Source organism: Paenibacillus sp. SN-8-1 (assembly GCF_050995535.1).
Classification (GTDB): Bacteria; Bacillota; Bacilli; order Paenibacillales; family Paenibacillaceae; genus Fontibacillus.
In genome coordinates, this window is the sequence record NZ_CP194782.1 from 172,501 (window position 1) to 197,188 (window position 24,688).

Below are 24,688 nucleotides of genomic sequence, written 5' to 3' on the forward strand. Positions count from 1 at the left end.
AGCCTCTTTCACAAAGCGTTTGGTGATGATGGCGGAGGGGTTCCACACGTACCCATCCCGAACACGACCGTTAAGCCCTCCAGCGCCAATGGTACTTGGACCGCAGGGTCCTGGGAGAGTAGGACGTCGCCAAGCGCAACCCGCTACGGGTTACAATTTAAGAATAAGGGCCTTTAGCTCAGCTGGTTAGAGCGCACCCCTGATAAGGGTGAGGTCGGTGGTTCGAGTCCACTAAGGCCCACCATTCAAATTTAATATCCCTATATGGGGCCATAGCTCAGCTGGGAGAGCGCCTGCCTTGCAAGCAGGAGGTCAGCGGTTCGATCCCGCTTGGCTCCACCATAATTACATCTATTAGTTATGTTTGATCCTTGAAAACTAGATAACGAAACGAATTTGCGTAAATTAGAATTCCTTTAAGCCAATCTTGTGTAAGCAAGATTGAAATCAAAGGTAGCGCGAAGGGGTTTCGTTTTTGGGATCCTTTGCGATCTGTGCAACAGAACTCAAAAACGAAACCCCGGAGCATTTGGTTAAGCTACTAAGAGCACACGGAGGATGCCTAGGCGCTAGGAGCCGAAGAAGGACGTGGCGAACAACGAAACGGCCTCGGGGAGCTGTAAGCAAGCTTTGATCCGGGGATGTCCGAATGGGGAAACCCGACTGTGGTAATTCGCAGTCACTCGTAACTGAATACATAGGTTGCGAAGAGGCAGACCAGGGGAACTGAAACATCTAAGTACCCTGAGGAAGAGAAAACAAGAGTGATTCCGTCAGTAGCGGCGAGCGAACGCGGAACAGCCTAAACCAAGGGGCTTGCCCCTTGGGGTTGTGGGACGTCTCACATGGAGTTACAAAGGATTAGGGTAGGCGAAGAGGTCTGGAAAGGCCCGCTAGAAGAGGTAAAAGCCCTGTAACCGAAATTCTGATCCCTCCGAGACGGATCCCGAGTAGTGCGGGGCACGTGAAACCCCGTATGAATCCAGCAGGACCATCTGCTAAGGCTAAATACTCCCTAGCGACCGATAGTGAAGCAGTACCGTGAGGGAAAGGTGAAAAGCACCCCGGAAGGGGAGTGAAAGAGATCCTGAAACCGTGTGCTTACAAGAAGTCAGAGCCCTCTATATGGGTGATGGCGTGCCTTTTGTAGAATGAACCGGCGAGTTACGTTCCCGTGCAAGGTTAAGGTGAAGAGCCGTAGCCGCAGCGAAAGCGAGTCTGAATAGGGCGACTTATAGTACGTGGACGTAGACCCGAAACCGTGTGATCTACCCCTGTCCAGGGTGAAGGTGCGGTAACACGCACTGGAGGCCCGAACCCACGTATGTTGAAAAATGCGGGGATGAGGTGGGGGTAGCGGAGAAATTCCAATCGAACTCGGAGATAGCTGGTTCTCCCCGAAATAGCTTTAGGGCTAGCCTCGGAATAACGAGTTGTGGAGGTAGAGCACTGATTGGGTGCGGGGCCCGCCAAGGGTTACCAAGCTCAGTCAAACTCCGAATGCCATAAACTTAGATCCGGGAGTCAGACAGTGAGTGCTAAGATCCATTGTCAAAAGGGAAACAGCCCAGACCATCAGCTAAGGTCCCCAAGTGTGTGTTAAGTGGGAAAGGATGTGGAGTTGCACAGACAACCAGGATGTTGGCTTAGAAGCAGCCACCATTTAAAGAGTGCGTAATAGCTCACTGGTCGAGTGACTCTGCGCCGAAAATGTAACGGGGCTAAACACACCACCGAAGCTATGGCTTGGATCGACTTCACTGCTTCTTTGAGGCGGTGTTTAATAAGTGACATTTTTGCCGAAGGCAAACCTCCTAGAGGTTTCGGCCAAATGGTTCACAGGGGTTAAACACATGGCTTCGAAGCTGGAGTGAAGTCGATCCAGGGGTAGGGGAGCGTTGTGTATACATTGAAGGTGTACCGTAAGGAGCGCTGGAGCGTACACAAGTGAGAATGCCGGTATGAGTAACGAAAAGATCAGTGAGAATCTGATCCGCCGAAAGCCTAAGGGTTCCTGAGGAAGGTTCGTCCGCTCAGGGTAAGTCGGGACCTAAGGCGAGGCCGAAAGGCGTAGTCGAAGGACAACAGGCCCTAATTCCTGTACCACCGTAATCCGTTATGAGCGATGGGGTGACGCAGCAGGGTAGTGACGCAGACTGATGGATGTCTGTCCAAGCAGTGAGGCTGGTGTGTAGGCAAATCCGCACACCGTTAAGGCTGGGCTGTGATGGGGAGTGAAAATTACAGTAGCGAAGGTCATGATCTCACACTGCCAAGAAAAGCCTCTAGTCAGGAGAAGGTGCCCGTACCGCAAACCGACACAGGTAGGCGAGAAGAGAATTCTAAGGCGCGCGGAAGAACTCTCGTTAAGGAACTCGGCAAAATGACCCCGTAACTTCGGGAGAAGGGGTGCCCCGGTAGTGTGAATAGCACGAGGGGGCCGCAGTGAAAAGGCCCAAGCGACTGTTTAGCAAAAACACAGGTCTGTGCGAAGCCGCAAGGCGAAGTATACGGGCTGACGCCTGCCCGGTGCTGGAAGGTTAAGGGGAGTGGTTAGGGGTAACCCGAAGCTATGAACCGAAGCCCCAGTAAACGGCGGCCGTAACTATAACGGTCCTAAGGTAGCGAAATTCCTTGTCAGGTAAATTCTGACCCGCACGAATGGCGTAACGACTTGGGCGCTGTCTCAACGAGAGATCCGGTGAAATTTTAATACCTGTGAAGATGCAGGTTACCCGCGACAAGACGGAAAGACCCCATGGAGCTTTACTGCAGCTTGATATTGGACTTTGATACGATTTGTACAGGATAGGTGGGAGCCTAAGAAGCAGGAGCGCCAGCTTCTGTGGAGGCAACGTTGGGATACCACCCTGATCGTATCGGAGTTCTAACCTGGTACCGTAATCCGGTATGGGGACAGTGTCAGGTGGGCAGTTTGACTGGGGCGGTCGCCTCCTAAAGAGTAACGGAGGCGCCCCAAGGTTCCCTCAGAATGGTTGGAAATCATTCGAAGAGTGCAAAGGCATAAGGGAGCTTGACTGCGAGACTGACAAGTCGAGCAGGGACGAAAGTCGGGCTTAGTGATCCGGTGGTACCGCATGGAAGGGCCATCGCTCAACGGATAAAAGCTACCCTGGGGATAACAGGCTTATCTCCCCCAAGAGTCCACATCGACGGGGAGGTTTGGCACCTCGATGTCGGCTCATCGCATCCTGGGGCTGAAGTAGGTCCCAAGGGTTGGGCTGTTCGCCCATTAAAGCGGTACGCGAGCTGGGTTCAGAACGTCGTGAGACAGTTCGGTCCCTATCTGTCGTGGGCGTAGGAAATTTGAGAGGAGCTGTCCTTAGTACGAGAGGACCGGGATGGACGCACCGCTGGTGCACCAGTTGTTCCGCCAGGAGCACAGCTGGGTAGCTAAGTGCGGAAGGGATAAGCGCTGAAAGCATCTAAGCGTGAAGCCCCCCTCAAGATGAGATTTCCCAATTAGTAAGACCCCTTGAAGACGACGAGGTAGATAGGCTGGGGGTGGAAGTGCAGCAATGCATGGAGCTGACCAGTACTAATCGGTCGAGGGCTTATCCAACACAGCTCGGAAGGACGTAGTCCAAGAAGAGCAATCGCAAATTCGTTTCGTATCTAGTTTTCAAGGATTAACACCTTGATAATGCTTTTGGAGAGATACCCAAGTGGCTATAAGGGGACCCTCTGCTAAGGGGTTAGACTGCGTAAGTGGTGCGAGGGTTCGAATCCCTCTCTCTCCGCCATTCTCATTCTTTGGAACTGCATTTTCCAAAAGAGAACTGGACAAGCATTAAGGAACATTTATTATGGCGGCGTAGCTCAGCTGGCTAGAGCGTACGGTTCATACCCGTGAGGTCGGGGGTTCGATCCCCTCCGCCGCTATTATACTTACATATGGAGGCTTAGCTCAGCTGGGAGAGCATCTGCCTTACAAGCAGAGGGTCGGGGGTTCGATCCCCTCAGCCTCCACCATATGTGCCGGTGTAGCTCAACTGGTAGAGCAACTGACTTGTAATCAGTAGGTTGGGGGTTCAAGTCCTCTCGCCGGCACCATTTTTATGAATATTGCGGAACTGTGGTGTAGAGGCCTAACATGCCTGCCTGTCACGCAGGAGACCGCGGGTTCGAATCCCGTCAGTTCCGCCATTTATTTAAAATGGATATTTCCACAGTAAAGTGGGAAGGAATAATGACCACTTTATTTTTTATGAACAAATTGTATGGCTCGGTAGCTCAGTCGGTAGAGCAGAGGACTGAAAATCCTCGTGTCGGCGGTTCGATTCCGTCCCGAGCCACTTTACTTTTTTTAAAAGTTAATTTGGAGGCTTAGTGAAGTGGCTAAACACGGCAGACTGTAAATCTGCTCTCTACGAGTTCGGTGGTTCGAATCCATCAGCCTCCACCAGTTAAGAGCCATTAGCTCAGTTGGTAGAGCACCTGACTTTTAATCAGGGTGTCGAAGGTTCGAGTCCTTCATGGCTCATCATACAAAACCGTCAATCTTAGGATTGGCGGTTTTTTGTGTATACAAACTGGTATATGCGAATATATACGTAGTGGCATATGCGAGCTGGTTTACTTATAACGTTATTCTGTGACTGATTCTTGAGGAAATTTAGAAGAACCTATATTTAATGTAAGAAGTATCAGGAGGTAATGGCTAGACTTCGCACAGTGAGGATAGTTTCTTGAAGGCTTGAAATGAAGTAGGAGCAGTCCTGCGGGAGTGTAGATGAATCAGGTAGTTTGATTATGCTACAATGGAACTAATAATTAGAGTTTTTATTCTCATAATGACATAGCTTAGAAAGGCGCCTTAATCATGGATATACAAGTAGTGAGAGAGAAGCTGGAGAGAGTTGTCGGAGAACCTTTAAAGCAGAAGGAACTATCTTTAGATGAATGGAACACGATACAGAAGTCCAGTCAGGTGACTGCTCAGAGTGGGCCACATAGCCCTATATTGATGGGCAACGAATTGTTGTTTCCCTGGAATCAGACGGAATCTAAGGTCATTTGTCTTGTCGTGAATGCTGCTGATGTCTCTGAGTCAGAGGGGAGACTCATTGAGCTGGTCATTGAGGCCGCACAAGAGGCTGAGGACAATCATGCCCTGCCATCCAAAGGGGATGAGGAGGAGCTGAATGTCCAGCTTGGCATTTGGCTTCAATCCCAACTGGAGCAGGGAATCTTAAATGAAGAGCTCCCGGATCAAATTATACTGAAAACACGTTTGGCCGGGACTATGGTACCTTTTCTGCTCAGTTACGAGAATCGATCCCATGATGAAATATCCTACCTCCAGTTAAATAAGCTGCTTCGCAGTTATTTTGACGGAGATATTACTTTGATTCCTTTGCAGAATAAAGAGTGGTTGATCTTGGTCGGAGAATCTCTCTTAAGTGGATTCCGTGAGGAAAGTGATGAGGGGCAGAATGCAGAGCGCACTATGCTGTATGATCTGTGCCAGGGGATATACGAGCTAGTCTCTAATGAGTGGGGAGGAACCTTACATTTATCTGTATTGGAGCCCATAGTACCTGCTCAGGCATTGGCATTCTCGTTGTCTCTCTTAAGGGAGACTTTGCAGCTTGGGCGGTTGTTCCATTTTACAGAGCATATCCATCTTCCTTGGTCCTTATATCTGGAGCGTCTAGTCTACAGTATCCCGGATGAACAGAGACGGCAGTTTCTTGAACAGACTGTGCCGCATAGCAGTACAACTGTATTTGCAGATAATGAGACATTATCAACGTTGGAGACCTTTTTCCAGCTGGATTGCAATGTAAGTGAGACTGCCAAGCGGCTCTACATTCACCGTAATACCCTGCTCTATCGTATGGACAAGATCAAACAAGAGACGGGTCTTGATGTAAGGAGCTTCCGCGACGCCGTTCTGGTGAAGCTTACTCTATTATTGTGTAAAGTGACGAAAAGAAAATAGGTTTTTTGTGCAGTTTGTGTATAGCGGTCTATAGCCCTATAGTTTAATATAAGAATATAAATGTATCCGATTACATTACTACTAATTATAAATTTTGCTTAGGGGGCAATTACTCATGGCTGGTGTACGCTTAGAACATATTTATAAGAAATATCCTGGATCTGACAAGGCAACTGTTGTTGACGTTAATTTGGATATCAAGGACAAGGAATTCCTTGTACTGGTTGGTCCTTCCGGTTGCGGTAAATCCACAACACTACGTATGATTGCAGGCCTTGAAGAAATCTCTGAAGGTAAATTGTACATTGGCGACCGCGTTGTGAACGATGTAGCACCTAAAGACCGTGACATCGCGATGGTATTCCAATCCTACGCATTGTATCCACATATGAACGTGTATCAAAATATGGCGTTCGGTTTGAAACTTCGCAAAGTGAAGAAAGAAGAAATCGACCAACGTGTGCGTGAAGCAGCAAAAATTCTTGATATTACACACCTTCTTGAGCGCAAACCAAAAGCGTTGTCCGGTGGTCAGCGTCAACGTGTGGCCTTGGGTCGTGCGATTGTCCGTGATCCACAAGTCTTCCTTATGGATGAGCCTCTCTCCAACTTGGATGCTAAACTTCGTGGTCAAATGCGCGCGGAGATCACTAAGCTCGTTAAACGTCTTGAAACCACTTGTATCTACGTAACGCATGACCAGATCGAAGCGATGACGATGGGTGACCGTATCGTAGTTATGCAAGATGGTATCATTCAACAAGCTGCTTCTCCTGAAGAATTGTATAACCAACCGCGCAACATCTTTGTTGCAGGTTTCATTGGTTCACCAACCATGAACTTTGTTACAGGTACTCTTGCTGAATCCAACGGATCCGTTCGTTTCAAGGCTCCTGGTCTTGACGTTGAATTCCCGCAAGGCAAAGCAGCGATCCTTAAAGAAAAAGGATATTTCGGCAAAGAAGTTATCATGGGTATTCGTCCAGAAGACATTCATGAAGAGCCTGTATTCCTTGAAGCTTCACCAAACACAATCTTCAATGCAAGTGTGTTCCTGACTGAGAACATCGGTCACGAAATGCAATTGCACTTGAACGGTATTGGTAACGACTCCGTAATCGCACGTGTTGATGGACGTTCCAGAACACGCGAGGGAGACCAAGTTAAGCTGGCTATCGATATGAACAAAATTCATATCTTTGATAAAGAATCGGAATTGAACGTATTCTTCTCCTAAGAAGTATGATCAAGCCGAAACCGCCCTTCGGGGCGGTTTTTTTAGTATCTCGCTGAGTATTAGGTACATCGTTCAGAGTATTAAGTAAACTGGGCTGAGTATTAGGTATATCGTGCAGAGTATTAAGTAAACTGGGCTGAGTATGAGATATATTGAGCAGAGTATTAAGTAAATCAGGGCTGGGTAATAAGTATATCGAGCGGAGTATTAGGCACATCGGGTTTATAGGTAGGTGTATCAAGCTTTTGGAAGTACGAATATGAGTTTATAAGTTGGGGCATGTTGAATTTCTGGCAATAGCTCATTTTTATAGACAAGGAGAGTTATACCAGTACGGGCAGGCATTTATCTCTCGTTAGGATTAAGGAGATAAAGTGTGCTGTAAAGGACTTGCTCCGTATCTTCAGATAGGGAGTGCAGGAATTATTGGAGGATTAGGTACCGGGCGTTAAGTCTCCTGACAGAGTTTCCACAGATGTCTTGAGAATCAAGCTGAAGCCTTCTTCAAGGAAGGGGGCGGTGATTGATTTACCGGGCGATATCCATTACGATAAATACAATGTATAAGTATTTGTATGTGTAAGATTAAGAGGTATGAGCAAGAGTATGAGTGGGGAATTAAAGATCTGCAGTGAATGGCCGACAGGTAGAAAGGGAGAGCACGTATGGCTAAAAAAGTAAAAGTATCGGAGCTCGTGAACCAATTTGGGTTGGAAGTTCTTTCCGGGGAACAAGGCTTAAAACGCACGATCACTGTGGATGATTTATACCGTCCCGGCCTGGAGCTGGCTGGATACTTCGAATATCATCCTTCAGAGCGGGTACAGATTCTGGGTAAGACGGAGCTGGCCTTTTATAACATGCTTCCAGAAAAGGAACGCAGGGACCGGATGGAGAAGTTGTGCCTGAGTCCGATAACGCCTTGCATTATTATCACCCGGGGACTTGATGTGCCGGAGGAGATGGTGAAGATTGGCGAAGAAAAGGAGATTCCAGTTCTTCGCAGCAATATGGCAACAACAATCCTTTCCAGCCGGATCACAGGGTTTCTTGAGCGTAAGCTTGCCCCTACAGCGACGATTCATGGCGTATTGGTTGATGTATATGGGGTGGGAATGCTCATCACGGGTTCTAGCGGAATTGGTAAGAGTGAGACAGCGCTTGAGCTTGTTAAACGCGGACACCGCCTGATTGCTGATGATGCTGTTGAGATCCGTCAGACTTCAGATAACCAGCTTCATGGAACAGCTCCTGAGTTGATCCGTCATTTGCTTGAAATCCGCGGAGTCGGGATTATCAATGTGATGACCTTGTTCGGTGCGGGCGCAATCCGGAACAATAAGAGAATCACGCTCGTGGTGCGTTTGGAGGCTTGGCAGCAGGAGAAGCAGTATGACCGCCTTGGACTGGATGAAGAGACTACCCGGATTATTGATACGGATGTGCCTCTTGCGACGATTCCGGTTAGACCGGGCCGAAATTTGGCCGTTATTATTGAGGTTGCGGCCATGAACTTCAGATTGAAGCGGATGGGTTATAATGCAGCATTGCAGTTCACCACGAAGCTCACCGAGACCATCGCTGAAGATGTAGATGATTTGGACTAGGAGCGTGTAAGGATGGAGACGTTGTTATTAAATCCGGTCGCTTTTTCCATTTTGGGGCTTCCTATCCACTGGTACGGCCTGATACTGGGCACGGCGGCCCTAATTGGCATGCTGCTGGCGATTCGGGAAGGAAAGCGGTTTGGCATTTCGCCCGATTTCTTCATGGATCTCGTGTTGTTCGGGGTTCCTTCCGCAATTATCGGAGCACGGATTTATTTTGTGGCCTTCAAATGGGAAGATTACAAGAATAACCTGCTGGATGTGTTCAAAATCTGGGAAGGCGGTATAGCCATATATGGGGCCTTGATCGGTGCCATTATATGTGCTGTCATCTACGTCCGGCGTAAAGGGTACAATTTCTGGCGGATTGCGGATATCTGTGCGCCAGGTCTGATCGTAGGCCAGTTGATTGGCCGCTGGGGGAACTACGTGAACCAGGAAGCCTATGGCGGACCTACAACGGAGACGTTCCTGCGGGATCACCTGCACCTTCCTTCTTTTATCGTGGATCAAATGAATGTTCAAGGTGTCTACCATCATCCTACATTCTTATACGAGTCGCTATGGAATCTGGTGGGCCTTGTTCTATTGCTTGTGCTGCGTCGTCAGAAGTTCCTTCGTGCAGGTGAGCTGTTCATGTCCTATTTCATTTGGTATTCGATCGGCCGTTTCTTCATAGAACGGGTAAGGACGGACAGCTTGGCCTTCAAGGGTCCAGATTGGTTAGCTTCGTTCATGGATGCGCTATGGGCACCGATGAGGGCCATGGGATTCGAACCCGGCGCGCTTGATCCAGAGTATGGGAACATACGGATTTCGCAGCTGCTGGCTATTCTTATTATTGTGGCTGCCATCATTTTGATCATTTACCGTCGCAGAACTGGCTTAGCCGCAGCACACTATAGTGATCCTATTACTTCTACAAAGGCTACGGCTGAAGATCACCTTCCGGAGGCGCCGCCTGTGGCAGATTCTGGGGCGCGTAGTGAATCATTTACGCCGGATACGCCTGATAGAAGGGCAGACTCAAGTCTAGACAGAGATACAGAGGATAGAATCAAGACGGAGAAGGAGTAGCGAGCAAATGATTGAAACTGTACTGTTCGATTTGGATGGAACGATCGTGAATACGAATGAGTTGATCATCACTTCATTCCTTCACGTTATGGATAAGCATTACCCTGAACCTCCCTTCACCCGGGAGCAAATTATTCCCCATATGGGGCTGACGCTGGAGCAGCAGCTTCGGCAGTTCACGGGTAGAGAAGATGTGACTGAGCTTGTAACTGACTATAGAGCCTATAATATGCTTCACCATGATGCGCTGGTCAGAGAGTTCCCTAATGTGCACAAGGTCATCTCGAGGCTCCATGAGAAGGGGATTACACTCGGGGTAGTGACTACCAAGATGAGACCGTCAACGATTCTGGCCCTGGAGACTTTCGATCTAATGAGATTTATGAAAGAGATCGTAACTCTGAATGATGTGGAGAATCCGAAGCCGCATCCTGAACCCGTGCTAACGGCCATTCAGCGTCTTGGTGCTGATCCGAAGACGACTCTCATGGTCGGGGACAGCCCCGCTGACTTGCAATCTGCACGCGCTGCCGGAGTTCGGTCCGCGGCGGTTGCTTGGTCGCTCAAGGGTGCCGAAGTGCTGAAGAAGTATGATCCTGACTATATACTTAATGACATGACCGACTTATACGGTGTGCTCGGAATGGAGTCTGAAGGATAGTGAGAAAGGTAACCCGTTATCCGGTAGAGGGGCCGAATGCGCTTTGGCAGCTGTACCGTACGGTAAGTCCTTGGAAAGGCGTCTGGAATTTCATTGTGATTCAGCTGGCCCGCTATTGCCCGATCCTGCCGATGAAGAATTGGATGTATCGCCGGCTGCTGCGGATGCGGGTGGGTGAGCATACGGCCTTTGGGCTGATGGTCATGGTGGATGTTTTTTTTCCGGAGAAAATTACGATCGGCCGTAATTCAGTAATTGGTTATAATACAACCATTCTGGCCCACGAGTATTTAATAAAGGAGTACCGCCTGGGTGAGGTCATCATCGGGGATGAGGTACTGATTGGAGCCAACTCCACAATTCTGCCTGGTGTTACGATAGGCGATGGAGCGGTGGTGGCCGCCGGATCGGTCGTACATAAGGATGTTGCAGCAGGCACCTTCGTGGGCGGGAATCCGCTGCGGGTGCTGAAGCGTAACAATCCGGAGGGTGACTGAGGTTGAAGAGATGAGGGTACTGTCCTGAAGCGGACAGTACCCTCTTTTGGCATGTATGAACTCGTGTGGTGTAATGAAGATTATTGGATTGGAATCGTGATGGGCTGGCGAATCTCATTTCCCGGATAACTGGTGATAGGAATGGTGAGCGGCTGCGGATAGGATTTCGTATCGATAAAGTAATGATACACATCGAAAGCGTCATTACTGGAATGAGAGGCATAGGGACCGGTTAGCCGGCTCTCCGAACTTGTATTCATAAGATTATGGGTTTTGCCGCTGCCATCGGTAAACTTAGTATCTAGTCCAAGGCTGCTAAGAGAGTCGAGAGTCGAAGGATCGCGTCTAACTTGAAGCTGGATCTCTGTAGAACCCGAATTCATAATGACATCATGCAGCGTAACTCTGTTATCTGGGGCATCAATCACCTCTTTCTTACCTGTATCGACTACGATACTTAAATGATCACCGATAGATTCCTCAATGCCATCAGAACGGAACTGCAGATTTGTGAAATCTGTATAATACAAGCTGTTAAAGTACATATGCTCAGGCCCTATTCTATTCTCCTTAGAAATTGAGCCTTGGAAACCGTACTCGTGTACCCTGCCATTTACTTTCAGGCTTAACCTGGGCTTTAGAAACTGCTGGATCTTACGACGATTCTTAGTGTCATAGCTGAAACCAAGCTCGGTAGACAATGGATAAAGTGTGGCATAATCCACGGCTGCTTTCAGACCATGGATGGTCATATCCTGATGAACCGGAATGCTCTTCTCCAAGCTTATGAATTTGCTTCGGTTCAGCTCTACCGGGATCTCTATCTGTTGTCTCTTGGCATCTGACGCTTGCACAGGTCCCCAATTTCCAGAAAAGGTGAACTTTTCTGGTGTAGTATCATTGCCGTAGAAGTCAAGGACGAAATGATCTTGGATCATATTCATAATTCCGGTATGACTGAAAGATCCATACTCAATCGATGCGGACAGACTCTTTCCGTCCTTACCTAGAAACATAGGACTATTCACTGTTGGAGTGGAGCTTCCATTCATATTCTCCGCGGTATAGAAGAAAATCATGGTCCGCTTGTCGGCGAGCACCCCATCGACCGTAACTCTATAACCGCCTTGCTCTCGTGTCTGATTAATAGGCTGGTACAGTCCGTGATTGGCAGCCACCAGCCAGGCTGGATTGTCTTTGATCTGGTACTTGACATATTCAGGAGCGGTGAAGTCAACCTTGTCCGCAGCAGGCGAAGGGCCCTCATAGATATGGGGCCATAATAAGATAAACAGACCGATACACAAGGCAAGCGTTCCTGCCATAATTCCAGCGCGGTATCTGAACATGAAGCTGCGGCGTTTACGGCTGCCAAGTTGAATGCCTTGTACAACCGCCTTGTCCAGAAGAGTCTCTTCCACGGATTGCTCAGCTATGTGACTGGATTGGAAGTAGTCGATTAATCGTTGCTCTTCGCGTTTATTCATGGTCCCATCCCCCTCCTTGTTCGATCTGACCCCGTAGCTGCTTCAAGCCTTGGTGAATCCAAGTCTTGATGGTGCCTTCAGGCTTCTCCAGTATTCTTGCTATTTCCGGTACGGTCATGTCTTGGTAATATTTCAGCATCAAGACATGGCGATATTTTGGCTTCATCCGGTTCATTGCCCTCTCTATATCCAGCTTGTGTACATCGACCATTTCCATGGTGCCTTGCTGAGGTTCCTGGGAGATTACCTCTACCCTTCTTCGTCGTCTCAGCTCATCGATACAACAGTTCATGAGAATTCGATACAGCCAAGGGATGAAGGTATCTGGATCTTTTAACTTACTGCATTTCACCCAAGCACGGCATACCGTCTCTTGTATCATTTCAAGGGCATCTGCTTCATTACGCAGGTAGCTGTAGGCTATGCCGTATAACTTTCTTTTCTGACTGTCGATGAGTTCGTGAAATGCGATCTCGTCCCCCTTGCATGCATCAGCGGCCCACTGTCTCTCCTGCACTTTAAGGCCCCCTTCCCCGATATCTTCATATATAAAGACGTGCAAGCAGTCGAATTCGTTTTTATCGAAAAATAATAGCAAATAGCAACACGGCCAATTGCTAAGCAAAGCGCTTTGTCGGTATACTCAAAAGGGAACTTCTGGGACGGCTACTACGTTGACGCTCTATGTTAAAGTATGATAAACTATCCCATATTCTTTAATTTGGTAGCATGGTAGCACTGTACCATGATAAAGTATACATTAAGAAAGCTGATATGAGGTGAACGGGTTGTCCAAACCGAAGGGATTTGAAAAACCAGCCGGTGTTCGGGACTATCTGCCATACGCGGTAGAGCGTCTTCGTGCCATAGAACGCAGTGTACTGGACTGCATGACGGGCTGGGGATATCGTCAGATTATGACTCCTACTATGGAATATTACGATACGGTGGGTGTGGCCAGCTCCACATCGGATCAGAAGCTGTTCAAGCTGCTAAATAACCGGGGAACCACAATGGTGCTCCGGTCCGATATGACGGCGCCGATTGCGCGAGTGGTGTCCTCCTTATTAAAGGAAGAGCCGCTGCCGATTCGCCTGTCCTATCATGCGAATGTGTACCGGGCGATTGAAGAAGAAGCTGGACGGGAGTCGGAATTCTTCCAGACTGGTGTAGAGCTTGTGGGTGATGACTCGCCTGAGGCGGATGCTGAGGTAGTCGCTCTTGCGGTAGCTTCCTTGCAGGCAGCTGGCGTATCTACCTTCAAGATTGCCCTTGGGCATGTAGGCTTCCTAAATGGGCTGCTGGAAGAAGCGGTGCCTGGGGATGAAGAAGCCCGCGAGGGCCTGAAGCAGGGGCTTCTCCGGCGAGATTATGTCGGCTATCGTGAGGCTTTAACGAAGCTTGCGGTCTCTGATGCGCAGAAGGAAGAACTGAAAGGCATACTGCGTCTTCGCGGAGGCAAAGAGGTGTGCAGTGAGGCACGCGGGCTCAGCCAAAGTCAGCTGGCACAAGACTCGATCGACCATCTGTGCAAGGTATGGGAAGCACTGGAGGATTACGGTGTAGCCGAGCATGTTCTAATTGATCTTACGATGATCGGGGACTTTTCTTACTACACAGGATTAATCTTTGAAGGATATGCGGCTGAGCTTGGATTCCCGGTATGCAGCGGCGGACGTTATAACAATCTGCTTCAGCAGTTTGGGCGTCCTGTTCCGGCAACGGGCTTTGCGCTTAAGACGAACCGGATTCTCGATGGTGTGGACGGCATCAAGGCTGTACAGAAGCTGCCTGTTCTGGTGCAGTATACCGCGCAAGGACGGAAGTCGGCGCTTCAGGAAGCGGCACGGCTGCGCAGTGAAGGCAAGGTTGTGGTGACGCAGCATGTCGATACGGAAGGCGAATTGCGCATGGTAGAGGACACTGCCGGGAAGTACGCGGATGTCGTAAGTTTTGTGAAATAACAAAAGGTTAGGATTGTTGGAGAGAGGCGGGCTGATCTCAATTGGCTGAAATTATAAAAGTAGCGATGCCGAAAGGCCGTATTTATAAAAAAGCATCTGCATTATTCCGGGAAGCGGGCCTGAACATCCCGCTGGACGTGGATGACACGCGCAAGCTGGTTATCCCCCTGCCGGAGGTAGGTATGGAGTTCATCCTGGCCAAGCCAGTCGATGTACCGACTTATGTAGAGTATGGCGTAGCCGACATCGGAATCGTCGGCAAGGACGTGCTTATGGAAGAGAAGCGGGATGTGTATGAGCTGCTGGATCTCGGGATTGCCCGCTGCCGGATGTCGGTCATTGCCCTTCCGGATTGGAAGCCAGGCATTCAGCAGCGCGTAGCAACCAAGTATCCGAATGTGGCATCCCAATATTTCAGGGAGCAGGGTCAGCAGGTGGAAGTCATCAAGCTGAACGGTTCCATCGAGCTGGCGCCTTTGATCGGACTAGCGGATCGGATTGTGGATATGGTGGAGACCGGACAGACGCTGCGGGAGAACGGACTTGTGGAGATGGAGAGTATCTTCGAAATCACCAGCCGCCTTGTTGCGAACCGGGTTAGCTACCGGATGAAGAATGCTGAAATTCAGCAGGTGTGTGATGCCCTGCAAAAGGTTATTGGTGTGTAGGTTCCAAGGCGAGGAGTAACGAGGAGGAGTAGCTGATGAGAATATTACCGGCACAGGAATTTGATCTGCGGCGTGAAGTGGAGTACGGTTCACCTGAGCAGAATGAAGCCGTGAAGCAAATTGTATCTGATATCAAAAAAGAGGGCGATAACGCGCTCCTGCGTTATACCGAGCGGTTTGACGGCATGAAGCTTAACCCTGCGGATCTCAGAGTCACGCAGGACGAGCTGAAGGCGGCTTACGAGAAGGTAGAGCCTTCTTTCGTTGAGGCAATAGCCGCTGCTGCGGCCAACATCCGCGCCTTCCATCAGAAGGAGAAACGGAATTCCTGGATGGATCTGCAGCCGGACGGAAGCATCCTGGGTCAAATTATCCGCCCGCTGAAGCGTGTGGGTGTGTATGTCCCTGGCGGTAAGGCAGCATACCCTTCCTCGGTACTTATGAATGTCATCCCTGCCCAGGTTGCGGGCGTGCCGGAGATCGTGATGGTCACGCCACCGGCTACTGGCGGTAAGGCAGGTATTGACCCGTATATTCTCGTCGCCGCTGCGGAAGCCGGCGTAAGCGAGATCTACCGGGTCGGCGGAGCCCAGGCGATCGCAGCCTTGGCCTATGGCACCGATACGATCGAGCCGGTAGACAAGATCTGCGGCCCGGGCAACATCTTCGTCGCGCTGGCGAAGCGCGAGGTGTACGGCGCTGTCGATATCGACAGCATCGCCGGGCCGAGCGAGATCGCCGTGCTGGCGGATGACAGCGCGAATGCGGCCTATGTGGCTGCCGACCTGCTGTCCCAAGCCGAGCATGACGAGATGGCCTCGGCCATTCTCGTGACGACTTCGGCGGACTTCGCAGAGGCGTGCGCAGCTGAAGTGCAGCGCCAGCTTGCGGAGCTGCCGCGGCGGGAGATTGCAGCGGCTTCCATTGAGCGCTATGGCGTGATCCTGGTGGTGGATTCCATTCAGGAAGGAATCCAGGTCATTAACCGGCTCGCTCCAGAGCATTTGGAGCTGATGATCGAGGAGCCGATGGCTTACCTGGGACTAGTGGAGAATGCCGGGGCGATCTTCCTCGGTCCGTACAGCTCGGAGCCGGTAGGGGATTATTTTGCGGGACCAAATCATATTATTCCGACCAACGGCACAGCGAGATTCTCCTCGCCGGTGGATGTGGATGACTTCATTAAGAAATCCAGCATGATTTACTATAGCAAGCAGGCGCTCTTAGAGAATGGTGAGACCATTATGGAGCTTGCGAGACGGGAAGGGCTCGAAGGCCATGCCCGGGCAATTGAAATCCGGCTTCAGCAGGAAGCCAAGGCAGATAGAAAGGCAGGCGAATAGACGATGACAACAGCTAACGGGGCTAACGGTGCACGCCAGGCGAGCATCAGCCGGAAGACGAATGAGACCGATATTAAACTTAATTTTAATGTGGATGGAACCGGGGATTCCCGCTTGGAGACAGATGTGCCGTTCCTTAACCACATGCTTGATTTGTTCACGAAGCACGGACAATTCGATCTGGCGGTCGATGCGAAGGGCGATATCGAAATTGACGATCACCATACGGTGGAGGATATCGGGATCTGTCTGGGTCATACGATTCGTGAAGCCTTGGGCGACAAAAAAGGAATCAAGCGCTATGCCAGCGTGTTCGTTCCGATGGACGAAGCGCTCGCACAGGTTGTTATCGATATCAGCAACCGTCCGCATTTCGAGTACCGTGCGCAGTATCCTTCGGCACAGGTAGGAAGCTTCAGCGTGGAGCTGGTACAGGAATTCCTATGGAAGCTTGCGCTTGAGGCGCGGATTACGCTGCATGTCATTGTCCACTACGGACAGAACACACACCATATGATTGAAGCGGTGTTCAAGGCGCTCGGACGCGCCCTAGATGAAGCGACCAGTCTGGATCCACGTGTGACGGGCGTGCCGTCAACGAAAGGGGTGCTGTAACCTGTGACCATCGCTATTGTCGATTACGGAATGGGCAATCTGCACAGTGTGAGCAAAGCCTGTGAACGCCTAGGCTTTGATACGGTGGTTACCGGGGATCCTTCGGTCATCCTGAATGCCAGCGGCGTGCTATTGCCGGGCGTTGGCGCCTTCGGCGATGCGATGGACAATCTTCGCGAGAGCGGGCTGGATGCTGTGGTGCGCGAGGTGGCTGCCGGCGGCAAGCCGCTGCTCGGCATCTGCCTCGGCATGCAGCTCCTCTTCGACACGAGCGAGGAGCACGGCGATCACCAAGGCCTTGGCATTCTGCCGGGCCGGGTAGTCCGGTTCGAAGGCGGCACCTATAAAGTGCCGCATATGGGCTGGAACAAGCTCGAGTATGTGAATGCCTCGAGCCCAATTTTTGAGGGGCTGGAAGAGGGGCACGTCTATTTCGTGCACTCTTATCATGTTCTCCCGGCACGCAAGGAGGATCTGCTTGCGGTGACGGACTATGGGCAGCCGGTGACCGCGATCGTGGGTCGCGGGAATGTATACGGCATGCAGTTCCACCCGGAGAAGAGCGGGGAGATGGGCATGTCGCTGCTCCGCAATTTCATGGAGCTGGCCGAGGGAGCGAAGCGGGTCTAAACTGCAAATGGAGCTCTGTAGTCCAGCATGAAGCGGCGGTGAGCAACAAAGGGCCGCAGAGAGCAGCATGAAACAGCATGGTTTGGTATGAAGCAGCAAGACGCAATATGGAGCAGCATGAGGCGGCTTGGCCGATTTAGACCTGAGAGGAACCGACAGCTTAGGTGCTTCCAGGAATGGAAGTGAAGCAGGCTCAGCCGCCTGAGAGCGGCTTGCTGCTAAGGCCCAGAGATTACGGACTGACAGGCTGTAATCCATGTGGGCGTACAGCCTTCTAACAATCTGAGGTAGAGTCTGAGATCGAGTAGGAGCCCAAAGTCCTTTGGAGAACCTTGAGGGGCTTTAAGGGACTTGAAGTGCTCAAAGTGCTCAAAGTGCTCAAAGTGCTCAAAGTGCTCAAAGTGCTCAAAGTACCTCAAAGTACGGAAGGACTTCTGTAAGCGCACCGCAAGGTGCTTTTCTTTTACTGAATTAAGGCCGATGGTTAACTATATAGAGCAGGGGGAGAAAGGATGTCTTCTTTTATCATTTATCCGGCGATTGATATCCGGGATGGCAAGTGTGTACGTCTGGTGCAGGGGGATTATGCCCGCGAAACGATCTATAACGACAATCCGGTGGAGGTTGCTAAGTCTTGGGAGGCTCAAGGCGGCGAGTTCATCCATCTGGTGGACCTTGACGGGGCAAAGGCTGGACACCCGGTTAATGATGCGCTGATTGGCGAGATTGCGCGCAGTGTGCAGGTGCCCGTTCAGGTAGGCGGCGGTATTCGGACGGTCAATGATGTGGAGCGTCTGCTCGGTCTTGGCGTAAGCCGCCTGATTATTGGAACTGCGGCGATTGAAGACCGCGAGTTCACGGAAAGCGTCCTCGGACAATATGGCGATAAGGTTGCCATCGGCATTGACGCACGTAATGGCTTGGTCGCTACCCGCGGCTGGCTTGAGACCTCCGAAGTCCAGGCCGAAGTACTTGCGAAGGAACTGGCTGCGAAGGGCGCGGAGACGTTCATTTTCACAGATATCTCGCGTGATGGCATGATGCAGGGGCCGAATGTTGAAGCAATTCGTGCGCTTGCCGAGGCTTCCGGCAAGACGGTCATTGCATCGGGCGGAGTCACCGTTCAGGAAGACCTGATTAAGCTGGCTGCGCATGCTGGCCAGGGAGTGGGCGGAGCGATTGTAGGCAAGGCCTTGTACACGGGCAGCGTGGATCTGGCTAAGGCTATTCAGGCACTGAAGGCTTAATTATAAATATGATGATACCTAAGGAGCCTGCCCTATAAGGCTCCAGAGGAAAGGAAGAGAAGTAATGCTTACAAAGCGGATTATTCCTTGTCTGGATGTGAAGGACGGGCGGGTAGTGAAGGGCGTTAATTTTGTAAATCTCCGGGATGCTGGAGATCCGGTAGAACTCGCGGCGCTATATGACCGTGAGGGAGCCGATGAGCTTGTGTTTCTGGACATCTCCGCCTCTAATGAAGGCCGTGCCACGATGATTGAAGTCGTTCGGCAGACCGCTGGCGAGATTTCCATTCCTTTTACCGTAGGCGGAGGAATCTCCCACGTGGATGACATGAAGCGTCTCCTTCGTGCTGGCGCGGACAAGATTGGCATTAATACGGCAGCGATTGTGAATCCGGATCTGATATCGGAAGGAGCGCGCCGTTTCGGCTCCCAGTGTATTGTTGTGGCTGTAGATGCCAAATTCAACGAGGCCTGGGGAGAATGGGAAGTGTATACGCATGGCGGACGTAAGCCAACGGGTATCCGGGCTCTAGAATGGGTAAAGGATGCGGAATCGCGCGGAGCTGGTGAAATTCTGCTGACCAGTATGGATGCGGATGGGACAAAGGATGGATTCGACCTGCCGCTGACCAAGGCTGTAAGCAGCCTGGTTGGAATACCGGTGATTGCCTCAGGCGGAGCCGGAAACAAAGCGCATTTCTATGATGTATTTACAGAGGGCCAGGCGGATGCTGCGCTTGCGGCTACGATTTTTCACTATAAGGAAATTGCTGTTCCGGATTTGAAGAAGGATTTGAAAGCCAGAGGAGTGGAAATACGATGAGTCAATCTTTAGAACAACGGCTTCCTCTTGCGAAGCTTCAGGAAATTATTAAATGGGACGTCCAAGGCCTCGTACCTGCTGTAGTACAGGATGCAGACAGCAAGGACGTGCTGATGGTAGCGTATATGAACAGTGAATCATTACAGAAGTCGATTGTGACCGGAGATACCTGGTTCTGGAGCCGCTCCCGCGAGGAATTGTGGCACAAGGGCGCAACTTCGGGTAACACCCAGCGCATTACGGACCTTCGCTATGACTGTGACGGAGATACTCTGCTGGTTCTGGTGAAACGCAGCGGACCGGCTTGCCATACCGGGGAGGATAACTGCTTCTATCGTTCGGCGGCTGGTGTACAAAGCGCTGATTCCGTGACTGCCTCTTCCACTTCATCCGCCAGCCGCTTCGAAGTGCTTGGGGAACTGGAGCAGATTATCAAGGAACGTTATGAGGAACGCCCGGAAGGTGCCTATACTACGTATTTGTTCGAGAAGGGAATCGATAAGATTCTGAAAAAAGTCGGCGAAGAGACCGCCGAATCCATCATTGCCGCCAAGAACGGCGATAACGATGAGCTTCGTCTTGAAGTCAGCGATCTAATCTATCATCTGCTCGTGCTGCTGCGGGAGCGGAACCTTCCACTGGACGATATCATGAGCGAGCTGGATCGCCGTCATGAGCGTCCACGTCGCGACTAGGGGCGGAGGGAAATCGCCATGCTGATCGATTACCATACCCACCATGTCCGCTGCGGACATGCCGTGGGCGAGCTTGAGGAGTACGTACAGCGGGGCATAGAGATTGGCTTGTCCCATATTGGACTATCCGATCATATGCCGCTTCTTCATGTGAATCCTGCGGAATATTATCCTGAGATGGCCATGGCTATGGAGGAGCTTCCCCGTTATGTGGAGGAATGCTTCTCTCTGAAGGAGAAGTACCGGGGGCAAATTGAGGTGCGTGTCGGCCTGGAAGGCGACTATATCGAGGGCTGGGAAGCCGAGATTCAGCGGATTATAAGTGCTTATCCGTGGGATTATGTGATCGGCTCGGTTCATTTTCTCGGGGAATGGGATATTTCGGACTTCCGTCAGACACACAACTGGGAAGGTAAGGACATTCTGTCTGTGTACAGGCAGTATTATAATGCTGTGCAGAAGGCCGCACGAACCGGGTTCTACGACATCATGGGTCACCTGGATGTGATCAAGCGCTTCGACTACAAGCCGGCACCGGAGCTTGCGGGTGAAGTGATTCAGCTGGAGAATGCAGCACTTGAGGCTGTTCGTGAATCCGGCGTAGTCATGGAGCTTAATGCTTCCGGACTGGCTAAAGCCTGTGCCGAGATGTTCCCTAGCCGCCGAATGCTGGAACGCGCTTTTGAACTAGGCATTCCGCTGACTGTGGGCTCGGACGCCCATGATCCGAAGAAGCTGAGCGAGAATCTGGATCAGGCCCGTAGAACGCTGTATGAAGTTGGTTTCCGTGAGCTGGCGACCTTTGAGGGCCGCCGTAGGACGATGGTTCCGCTGGAAATAGAATAGTACAAGGTGAATGGTCATAACGCCGCACTGGAGAGAAGGAGACACCTGGAACAGGGAGTTTCGCGCCAGATGCGGTTTTTTTGCACTAGGAAGAATAGAATTTTCTAAACTCAATGAATTGGACTAACGCGCAGGTTGGTTCGGACTGTCCGGCTGATCTTGGAGAGATGTGTATTGGTGAAACCCTCAAGTGAGTCTAATATGATTTGAGCGTGATCAGGATGATTATAGCGAATTGAGGTCTTAAAACAATGTCAGATAGAACTATTAGGGAGATCAGGGTAACCGATTATCATGATATTTATGAGTTGAACCAAATCTTTAATCCCAATCTAGCTGCTTTTTCTGAAGAGAAAGTAAAAGAGAAAATTGAAAAAATTATAAAGAATACAAAAGATATAATCTTAGTGTGTGAAGAGAACAACGAAGTGATTGGATATATTCATGGCAGCCCATATGAATTGCTTTTTGCTGATCCATTGGTGAACGTCCTTGGATTTGTGGTTAGAGAGAAGGTTAGAAATCAAGGAATAGGCAGCATGCTGATGGAGCAACTTGAGCAGAGGGCGCGGAATAATGGATCTTCTGGAATCAAGCTGTTATCCCATCCCAGCCGAATTCAGGCTCATAGGTTCTACGAACGACATGGCTTTATTTTTACTAAGGACCAGAAAAATTTCATTAAATATTTCAACTAAAGAGTGCTACACCGAAGTCCCAATCCACACAAGCACAGATACGATGGATAAGCCAATCCATCCTGGATGCTTCCCTTTGGTGCCGATCAAGACCAAAGCCGCACATACGAGCATAGAGGCTGCAATGGTGTGCTCAAGAACTATGTATTTACCTTCAGGTAATGACTGCTGCGAAAGCCAGAATAGGAGAAAAGCTATGGCCCATCCAAAGACCGTCAGCGCATGCCAGCTGGCCCACAGGATGCGAACATTAGATTCGCGCAGCAGGTTTCCGCCATTTGTCGGTATAAAGCTTTCATGCCTCAATTTGCGGAAGATTAGAACCTCGCCTAATACTGTGTGAACAAGTCCGACGACAAAGGCTAGCAATGAAGCGCCAAGAAAGTATCCGTTCATAGTTAAGCCCCCCTTATCAACCCATGTTATGGTCCTTTATTCCAACATACATCATTTCACTTCTCATGAATATAGGAACTGGAACGTAAGCAGACCGCAATTTACTCCTTCCAATCTCTGCCTGTAATCATGTAAAATAGTCCCACAAGGGAGTGGATTCAAGGTGAAGATCAAGGTGTTGATTGCGGACGATAACTCGTTCATCCGAGAGGGCATGCGGATTATACTGACTACGTTCGGTGACTTTGAAGTCGTTGCCACAGTTGGGGACGGTCAGGAGGCCGTTGATTACTGCAAGGCCCATGATGTGGATATTGCGCTGCTGGATGTCCGAATGCCCAACATGAATGGGGTCGAGGCTACACGCAAGTTGACAGAGGAGACGAAGACCCGTCCGCTGATCTTAACTACATTTGATGATGATGAATACATACTGGATGCCATTCGCTATGGAGCGAAAGGATATCTGCTCAAGAATAATGACCCCGAGCGAATTCGGGATGCGATCAAGAGTGTGCATAGCGGTAATAATGTGCTGCAGGATGTGGTGCTCGACAAGTTGAAGTCGTCGATGGACCTGCTGCTGCGGCCAACTAAGCAGCCCGAAGGCAATCTCTCGCCTGGAAATGAGGCAGCCATGGGACGGGGGACCGCTTCCCCGGCAGTACAGCAAGCTTCTACAGCTGAACCGGAATCACAGTCGGGTGATGGGCTGCCGTTCGATCGCAGTCCTTTTACCGATAGAGAGCTTGATGTGATGTCCAAGGTAGCCCAGGGCCTATCAAACAAGGAGATATCCAAGGAGCTGTTCATCTCCGAGGGGACAACGGCGAATTATATCACTTCGATTCTCAACAAAACCGCCCTGGAGCATCGAACCCAAATTGCAATCTATTACTTAACGGGCAGGGTCCGCTAGGCCGGGAAGGTTGTGAATCATGATGGAGCAATGGACCGTCGGCAACAAGACGATCGTCCTGTTCTTTGTTATTTATGTATCGTATTTCGGAGCCCCGGCCCCCTCTCTCTGGCTCATTCTGTATTTCTCGCTGTACCTGTCTATGAATCTGCTGCTGCACACCGTCAGAAATATGAGGCTTAAGCAGGGAATTATTCTGGTGATTCTGGCTGGTATAATCTGGTGCTCTGTACACGCGGATATGCATTTCCTGTTGCTGCTTCCTTTCAGCATATATGAACTGGCCTCGTTCTACGTGCGGCGAAATATGTACGTGCTTCCCGTAGTCCTGCTTCCCGCCGTATTCCTGAGAGATTACGTCCTTATTGGTCTGTATTTGTTCGTCGCGGTGCTAAGCTGCTTCAACTTTATACGTATCCGTTATTATATGAATCTGGTGAATCAGCATGAGGATCAGGCAGAGCTGCAGCGGACGGACCGTCAGCGCCTGGCAAGGATGCTAAGTGAGAATCAGGAGTTCCTCCGTACGTCGGAGTACACGACCAAGCTGGAGGAGAGGAACCGGCTCTCGCAGACGATCCACGACGGGATTGGACATGCCATGACCGGGGCGCTCATTCAGATGGAAGCGGCCAAGCGGCTGATCCGCTGCGATCCGGACAAGGCGGAGGAGCTGATACAGAATGCGATCGGTATTTCGAAGGAAGGAATCGAGGAGATTCGGCTCACCCTCAAAAATATAAAGCCGCCCACCGAACAGCTGGGATTCAGCAGACTTAAGACAGTCGTCGAGAGCTTTAGCAGCCGTTCGGACCTTCATATCTCTCTGGTTCATGAGGGGAATATGGAAGTGATTACCCCGCTGCAGTGGCGGATTATACAAGGTAATGTCACGGAGGCGCTCACCAATACGGCCAAATACGCCCAAGCTACAGCAGTACATGTTGAGGTTCGGGTTCTGAATCAGCTGATTAAAGTGGTGGTCTCGGATAATGGACGGGGCAACCCGAAGATTGTAAAAGGGCTGGGACTTATCGGGATGGAGGAGCGGACAGCCGCCGTCCAGGGCACAATCATTGCCGACGGAACCAAAGGCTTCAGTGTAACCACGTTAATGCCTTTTGAACAGGCGGGTCCTGTTTCATGAGATGTTGGCGCATGAGGAACCAACACGGCACATGAGAAATCTCATGTTTAAGCTCGTTCAATCCAACTTCTATAAACATGAAATTTCTCATATCTAAAGGATGAACTTATGCACTGACATAAGGGCATCCTTTTTCTTTATGATAGAGCCAGGAAGAACAAGAAGA

The 24,688-nt window shown here is 50.4% G+C and carries 21 protein-coding genes, 10 tRNA genes and 2 rRNA genes; 30 read left to right on the forward strand and 3 right to left on the reverse strand.

What is annotated here, in order from left to right; genetic code table 11:
• Positions 1 to 18: 18 nt before the first annotated feature.
• The 18 genes from rrf to ACRRNK_RS00995 all read left to right on the forward strand — a co-directional run bounded on the left by rrf (position 19) and on the right by ACRRNK_RS00995 (position 11,044).
• Positions 19 to 135, forward strand: a 5S ribosomal RNA gene (gene rrf, locus ACRRNK_RS00910).
• Between the two features lie 32 nt (positions 136 to 167).
• Positions 168 to 244: transfer RNA gene (locus ACRRNK_RS00915), tRNA-Ile, on the forward strand.
• A gap of 22 nt (positions 245 to 266) precedes the next feature.
• A tRNA-Ala gene (locus tag ACRRNK_RS00920) sits at positions 267 to 342 on the forward strand.
• Positions 343 to 531: 189 nt separating this feature from the next.
• A 23S ribosomal RNA gene (locus tag ACRRNK_RS00925) occupies positions 532 to 3,583 on the forward strand.
• A gap of 89 nt (positions 3,584 to 3,672) precedes the next feature.
• Positions 3,673 to 3,764 (forward strand) — tRNA-Ser (locus ACRRNK_RS00930).
• A gap of 65 nt (positions 3,765 to 3,829) precedes the next feature.
• Positions 3,830 to 3,903: transfer RNA gene (locus tag ACRRNK_RS00935), tRNA-Met, on the forward strand.
• A 14-nt stretch (positions 3,904 to 3,917) separates the two neighbouring features.
• Positions 3,918 to 3,993: transfer RNA gene (locus tag ACRRNK_RS00940), tRNA-Val, on the forward strand.
• 5 nt (positions 3,994 to 3,998) lie between these two features.
• Positions 3,999 to 4,074: transfer RNA gene (locus ACRRNK_RS00945), tRNA-Thr, on the forward strand.
• Positions 4,075 to 4,090: 16 nt separating this feature from the next.
• Positions 4,091 to 4,167 (forward strand) — tRNA-Asp (locus ACRRNK_RS00950).
• Positions 4,168 to 4,243: 76 nt separating this feature from the next.
• Positions 4,244 to 4,316, forward strand: a tRNA-Phe gene (locus ACRRNK_RS00955).
• Between the two features lie 25 nt (positions 4,317 to 4,341).
• Positions 4,342 to 4,426 (forward strand) — tRNA-Tyr (locus tag ACRRNK_RS00960).
• A gap of 5 nt (positions 4,427 to 4,431) precedes the next feature.
• Positions 4,432 to 4,504 (forward strand) — tRNA-Lys (locus ACRRNK_RS00965).
• Between the two features lie 339 nt (positions 4,505 to 4,843).
• Complete coding sequence (locus tag ACRRNK_RS00970; RefSeq protein ID WP_433944977.1) at positions 4,844 to 5,965, forward strand: PucR family transcriptional regulator; 1,122 nt, start codon at positions 4,844 to 4,846, stop codon at positions 5,963 to 5,965.
• Positions 5,966 to 6,080: 115 nt separating this feature from the next.
• Positions 6,081 to 7,202: an ABC transporter ATP-binding protein gene (locus ACRRNK_RS00975; protein WP_433944978.1), complete on the forward strand. Its 1,122-nt coding sequence runs from the start codon at positions 6,081 to 6,083 to the stop codon at positions 7,200 to 7,202.
• A 665-nt stretch (positions 7,203 to 7,867) separates the two neighbouring features.
• Entirely contained in the window at positions 7,868 to 8,809 is a 942-nt protein-coding gene (gene hprK, locus ACRRNK_RS00980; protein ID WP_433944979.1) for an HPr(Ser) kinase/phosphatase, read from the forward strand.
• Between the two features lie 12 nt (positions 8,810 to 8,821).
• Entirely contained in the window at positions 8,822 to 9,886 is a 1,065-nt protein-coding gene (lgt, locus tag ACRRNK_RS00985; protein WP_433944980.1) for a prolipoprotein diacylglyceryl transferase, read from the forward strand.
• A gap of 7 nt (positions 9,887 to 9,893) precedes the next feature.
• Entirely contained in the window at positions 9,894 to 10,547 is a 654-nt protein-coding gene (gene ppaX, locus ACRRNK_RS00990; protein WP_433944981.1) for a pyrophosphatase PpaX, read from the forward strand.
• Positions 10,547 to 11,044 (forward strand): acyltransferase, encoded by a 498-nt coding sequence (locus ACRRNK_RS00995; protein ID WP_433944982.1) that lies wholly within the window; start codon positions 10,547 to 10,549, stop codon positions 11,042 to 11,044. Before ppaX ends, ACRRNK_RS00995 begins: the two co-directional genes overlap by 1 nt.
• An 80-nt stretch (positions 11,045 to 11,124) precedes the next feature.
• On the opposite strand, the gene ACRRNK_RS01000 is transcribed toward ACRRNK_RS00995, so the two are convergent.
• The gene (locus tag ACRRNK_RS01000; RefSeq protein WP_433944983.1) at positions 11,125 to 12,531 is read right to left on the reverse strand and encodes a DUF4179 domain-containing protein; all 1,407 of its coding nucleotides are present in this window, start codon (positions 12,529 to 12,531) and stop codon (positions 11,125 to 11,127) included.
• Complete coding sequence (locus ACRRNK_RS01005) at positions 12,524 to 13,048, reverse strand: sigma-70 family RNA polymerase sigma factor (protein ID WP_433944984.1); 525 nt, start codon at positions 13,046 to 13,048, stop codon at positions 12,524 to 12,526. The genes ACRRNK_RS01000 and ACRRNK_RS01005 overlap by 8 nt, the downstream gene beginning before the upstream one ends.
• Before the next feature lie 271 nt (positions 13,049 to 13,319).
• Here ACRRNK_RS01005 and ACRRNK_RS01010 point away from each other — a divergent pair, with 271 nt between their 5' ends.
• The 10 genes from ACRRNK_RS01010 (at position 13,320) to ACRRNK_RS01055 (ending at position 22,060) form a co-directional block, all read left to right on the forward strand.
• Complete coding sequence (locus tag ACRRNK_RS01010; protein WP_433944985.1) at positions 13,320 to 14,495, forward strand: ATP phosphoribosyltransferase regulatory subunit; 1,176 nt, start codon at positions 13,320 to 13,322, stop codon at positions 14,493 to 14,495.
• Between the two features lie 41 nt (positions 14,496 to 14,536).
• Positions 14,537 to 15,163 (forward strand): ATP phosphoribosyltransferase, encoded by a 627-nt coding sequence (gene hisG / locus ACRRNK_RS01015; protein ID WP_127199337.1) that lies wholly within the window; start codon positions 14,537 to 14,539, stop codon positions 15,161 to 15,163.
• 35 nt (positions 15,164 to 15,198) lie between these two features.
• Positions 15,199 to 16,506, forward strand: coding sequence for a histidinol dehydrogenase (gene hisD, locus ACRRNK_RS01020; RefSeq protein ID WP_433944986.1), 1,308 nt, complete (start codon positions 15,199 to 15,201; stop codon positions 16,504 to 16,506).
• A gap of 3 nt (positions 16,507 to 16,509) precedes the next feature.
• On the forward strand, positions 16,510 to 17,121 hold the full coding sequence (gene hisB / locus ACRRNK_RS01025; protein WP_433944987.1) for an imidazoleglycerol-phosphate dehydratase HisB: 612 nt from the start codon (positions 16,510 to 16,512) through the stop codon (positions 17,119 to 17,121).
• A gap of 3 nt (positions 17,122 to 17,124) precedes the next feature.
• Positions 17,125 to 17,751 (forward strand): imidazole glycerol phosphate synthase subunit HisH, encoded by a 627-nt coding sequence (gene hisH, locus ACRRNK_RS01030; protein ID WP_433944988.1) that lies wholly within the window; start codon positions 17,125 to 17,127, stop codon positions 17,749 to 17,751.
• A gap of 512 nt (positions 17,752 to 18,263) precedes the next feature.
• A complete protein-coding gene (hisA, locus tag ACRRNK_RS01035; RefSeq protein WP_433944989.1) occupies positions 18,264 to 18,998 on the forward strand; it encodes a 1-(5-phosphoribosyl)-5-[(5-phosphoribosylamino)methylideneamino]imidazole-4-carboxamide isomerase in 735 nt (244 codons plus the stop codon).
• 64 nt (positions 18,999 to 19,062) lie between these two features.
• Positions 19,063 to 19,821: an imidazole glycerol phosphate synthase subunit HisF gene (gene hisF / locus ACRRNK_RS01040; protein ID WP_433944990.1), complete on the forward strand. Its 759-nt coding sequence runs from the start codon at positions 19,063 to 19,065 to the stop codon at positions 19,819 to 19,821.
• Positions 19,818 to 20,516 (forward strand): bifunctional phosphoribosyl-AMP cyclohydrolase/phosphoribosyl-ATP diphosphatase HisIE, encoded by a 699-nt coding sequence (hisIE, locus tag ACRRNK_RS01045; RefSeq protein ID WP_433944991.1) that lies wholly within the window; start codon positions 19,818 to 19,820, stop codon positions 20,514 to 20,516. Before hisF ends, hisIE begins: the two co-directional genes overlap by 4 nt.
• A gap of 18 nt (positions 20,517 to 20,534) precedes the next feature.
• The gene (gene hisJ / locus ACRRNK_RS01050) at positions 20,535 to 21,362 is read left to right on the forward strand and encodes a histidinol-phosphatase HisJ (protein WP_433944992.1); all 828 of its coding nucleotides are present in this window, start codon (positions 20,535 to 20,537) and stop codon (positions 21,360 to 21,362) included.
• A gap of 251 nt (positions 21,363 to 21,613) precedes the next feature.
• A complete protein-coding gene (locus ACRRNK_RS01055) occupies positions 21,614 to 22,060 on the forward strand; it encodes a GNAT family N-acetyltransferase (protein WP_433944993.1) in 447 nt (148 codons plus the stop codon).
• A 6-nt stretch (positions 22,061 to 22,066) separates the two neighbouring features.
• Here ACRRNK_RS01055 and ACRRNK_RS01060 read toward each other — a convergent pair whose 3' ends face one another.
• Positions 22,067 to 22,456, reverse strand: coding sequence for a hypothetical protein (locus ACRRNK_RS01060; protein ID WP_433944994.1), 390 nt, complete (start codon positions 22,454 to 22,456; stop codon positions 22,067 to 22,069).
• Between the two features lie 163 nt (positions 22,457 to 22,619).
• On the opposite strand from ACRRNK_RS01060, the gene ACRRNK_RS01065 reads away from it, so the two are divergent.
• Both ACRRNK_RS01065 and ACRRNK_RS01070 read left to right on the forward strand, forming a co-directional pair.
• Positions 22,620 to 23,375: a response regulator gene (locus ACRRNK_RS01065; protein WP_433944995.1), complete on the forward strand. Its 756-nt coding sequence runs from the start codon at positions 22,620 to 22,622 to the stop codon at positions 23,373 to 23,375.
• A 19-nt stretch (positions 23,376 to 23,394) separates the two neighbouring features.
• Positions 23,395 to 24,522 (forward strand): sensor histidine kinase, encoded by a 1,128-nt coding sequence (locus ACRRNK_RS01070; protein WP_433944996.1) that lies wholly within the window; start codon positions 23,395 to 23,397, stop codon positions 24,520 to 24,522.
• The last annotated feature ends 166 nt before the right edge of the window (positions 24,523 to 24,688 follow it).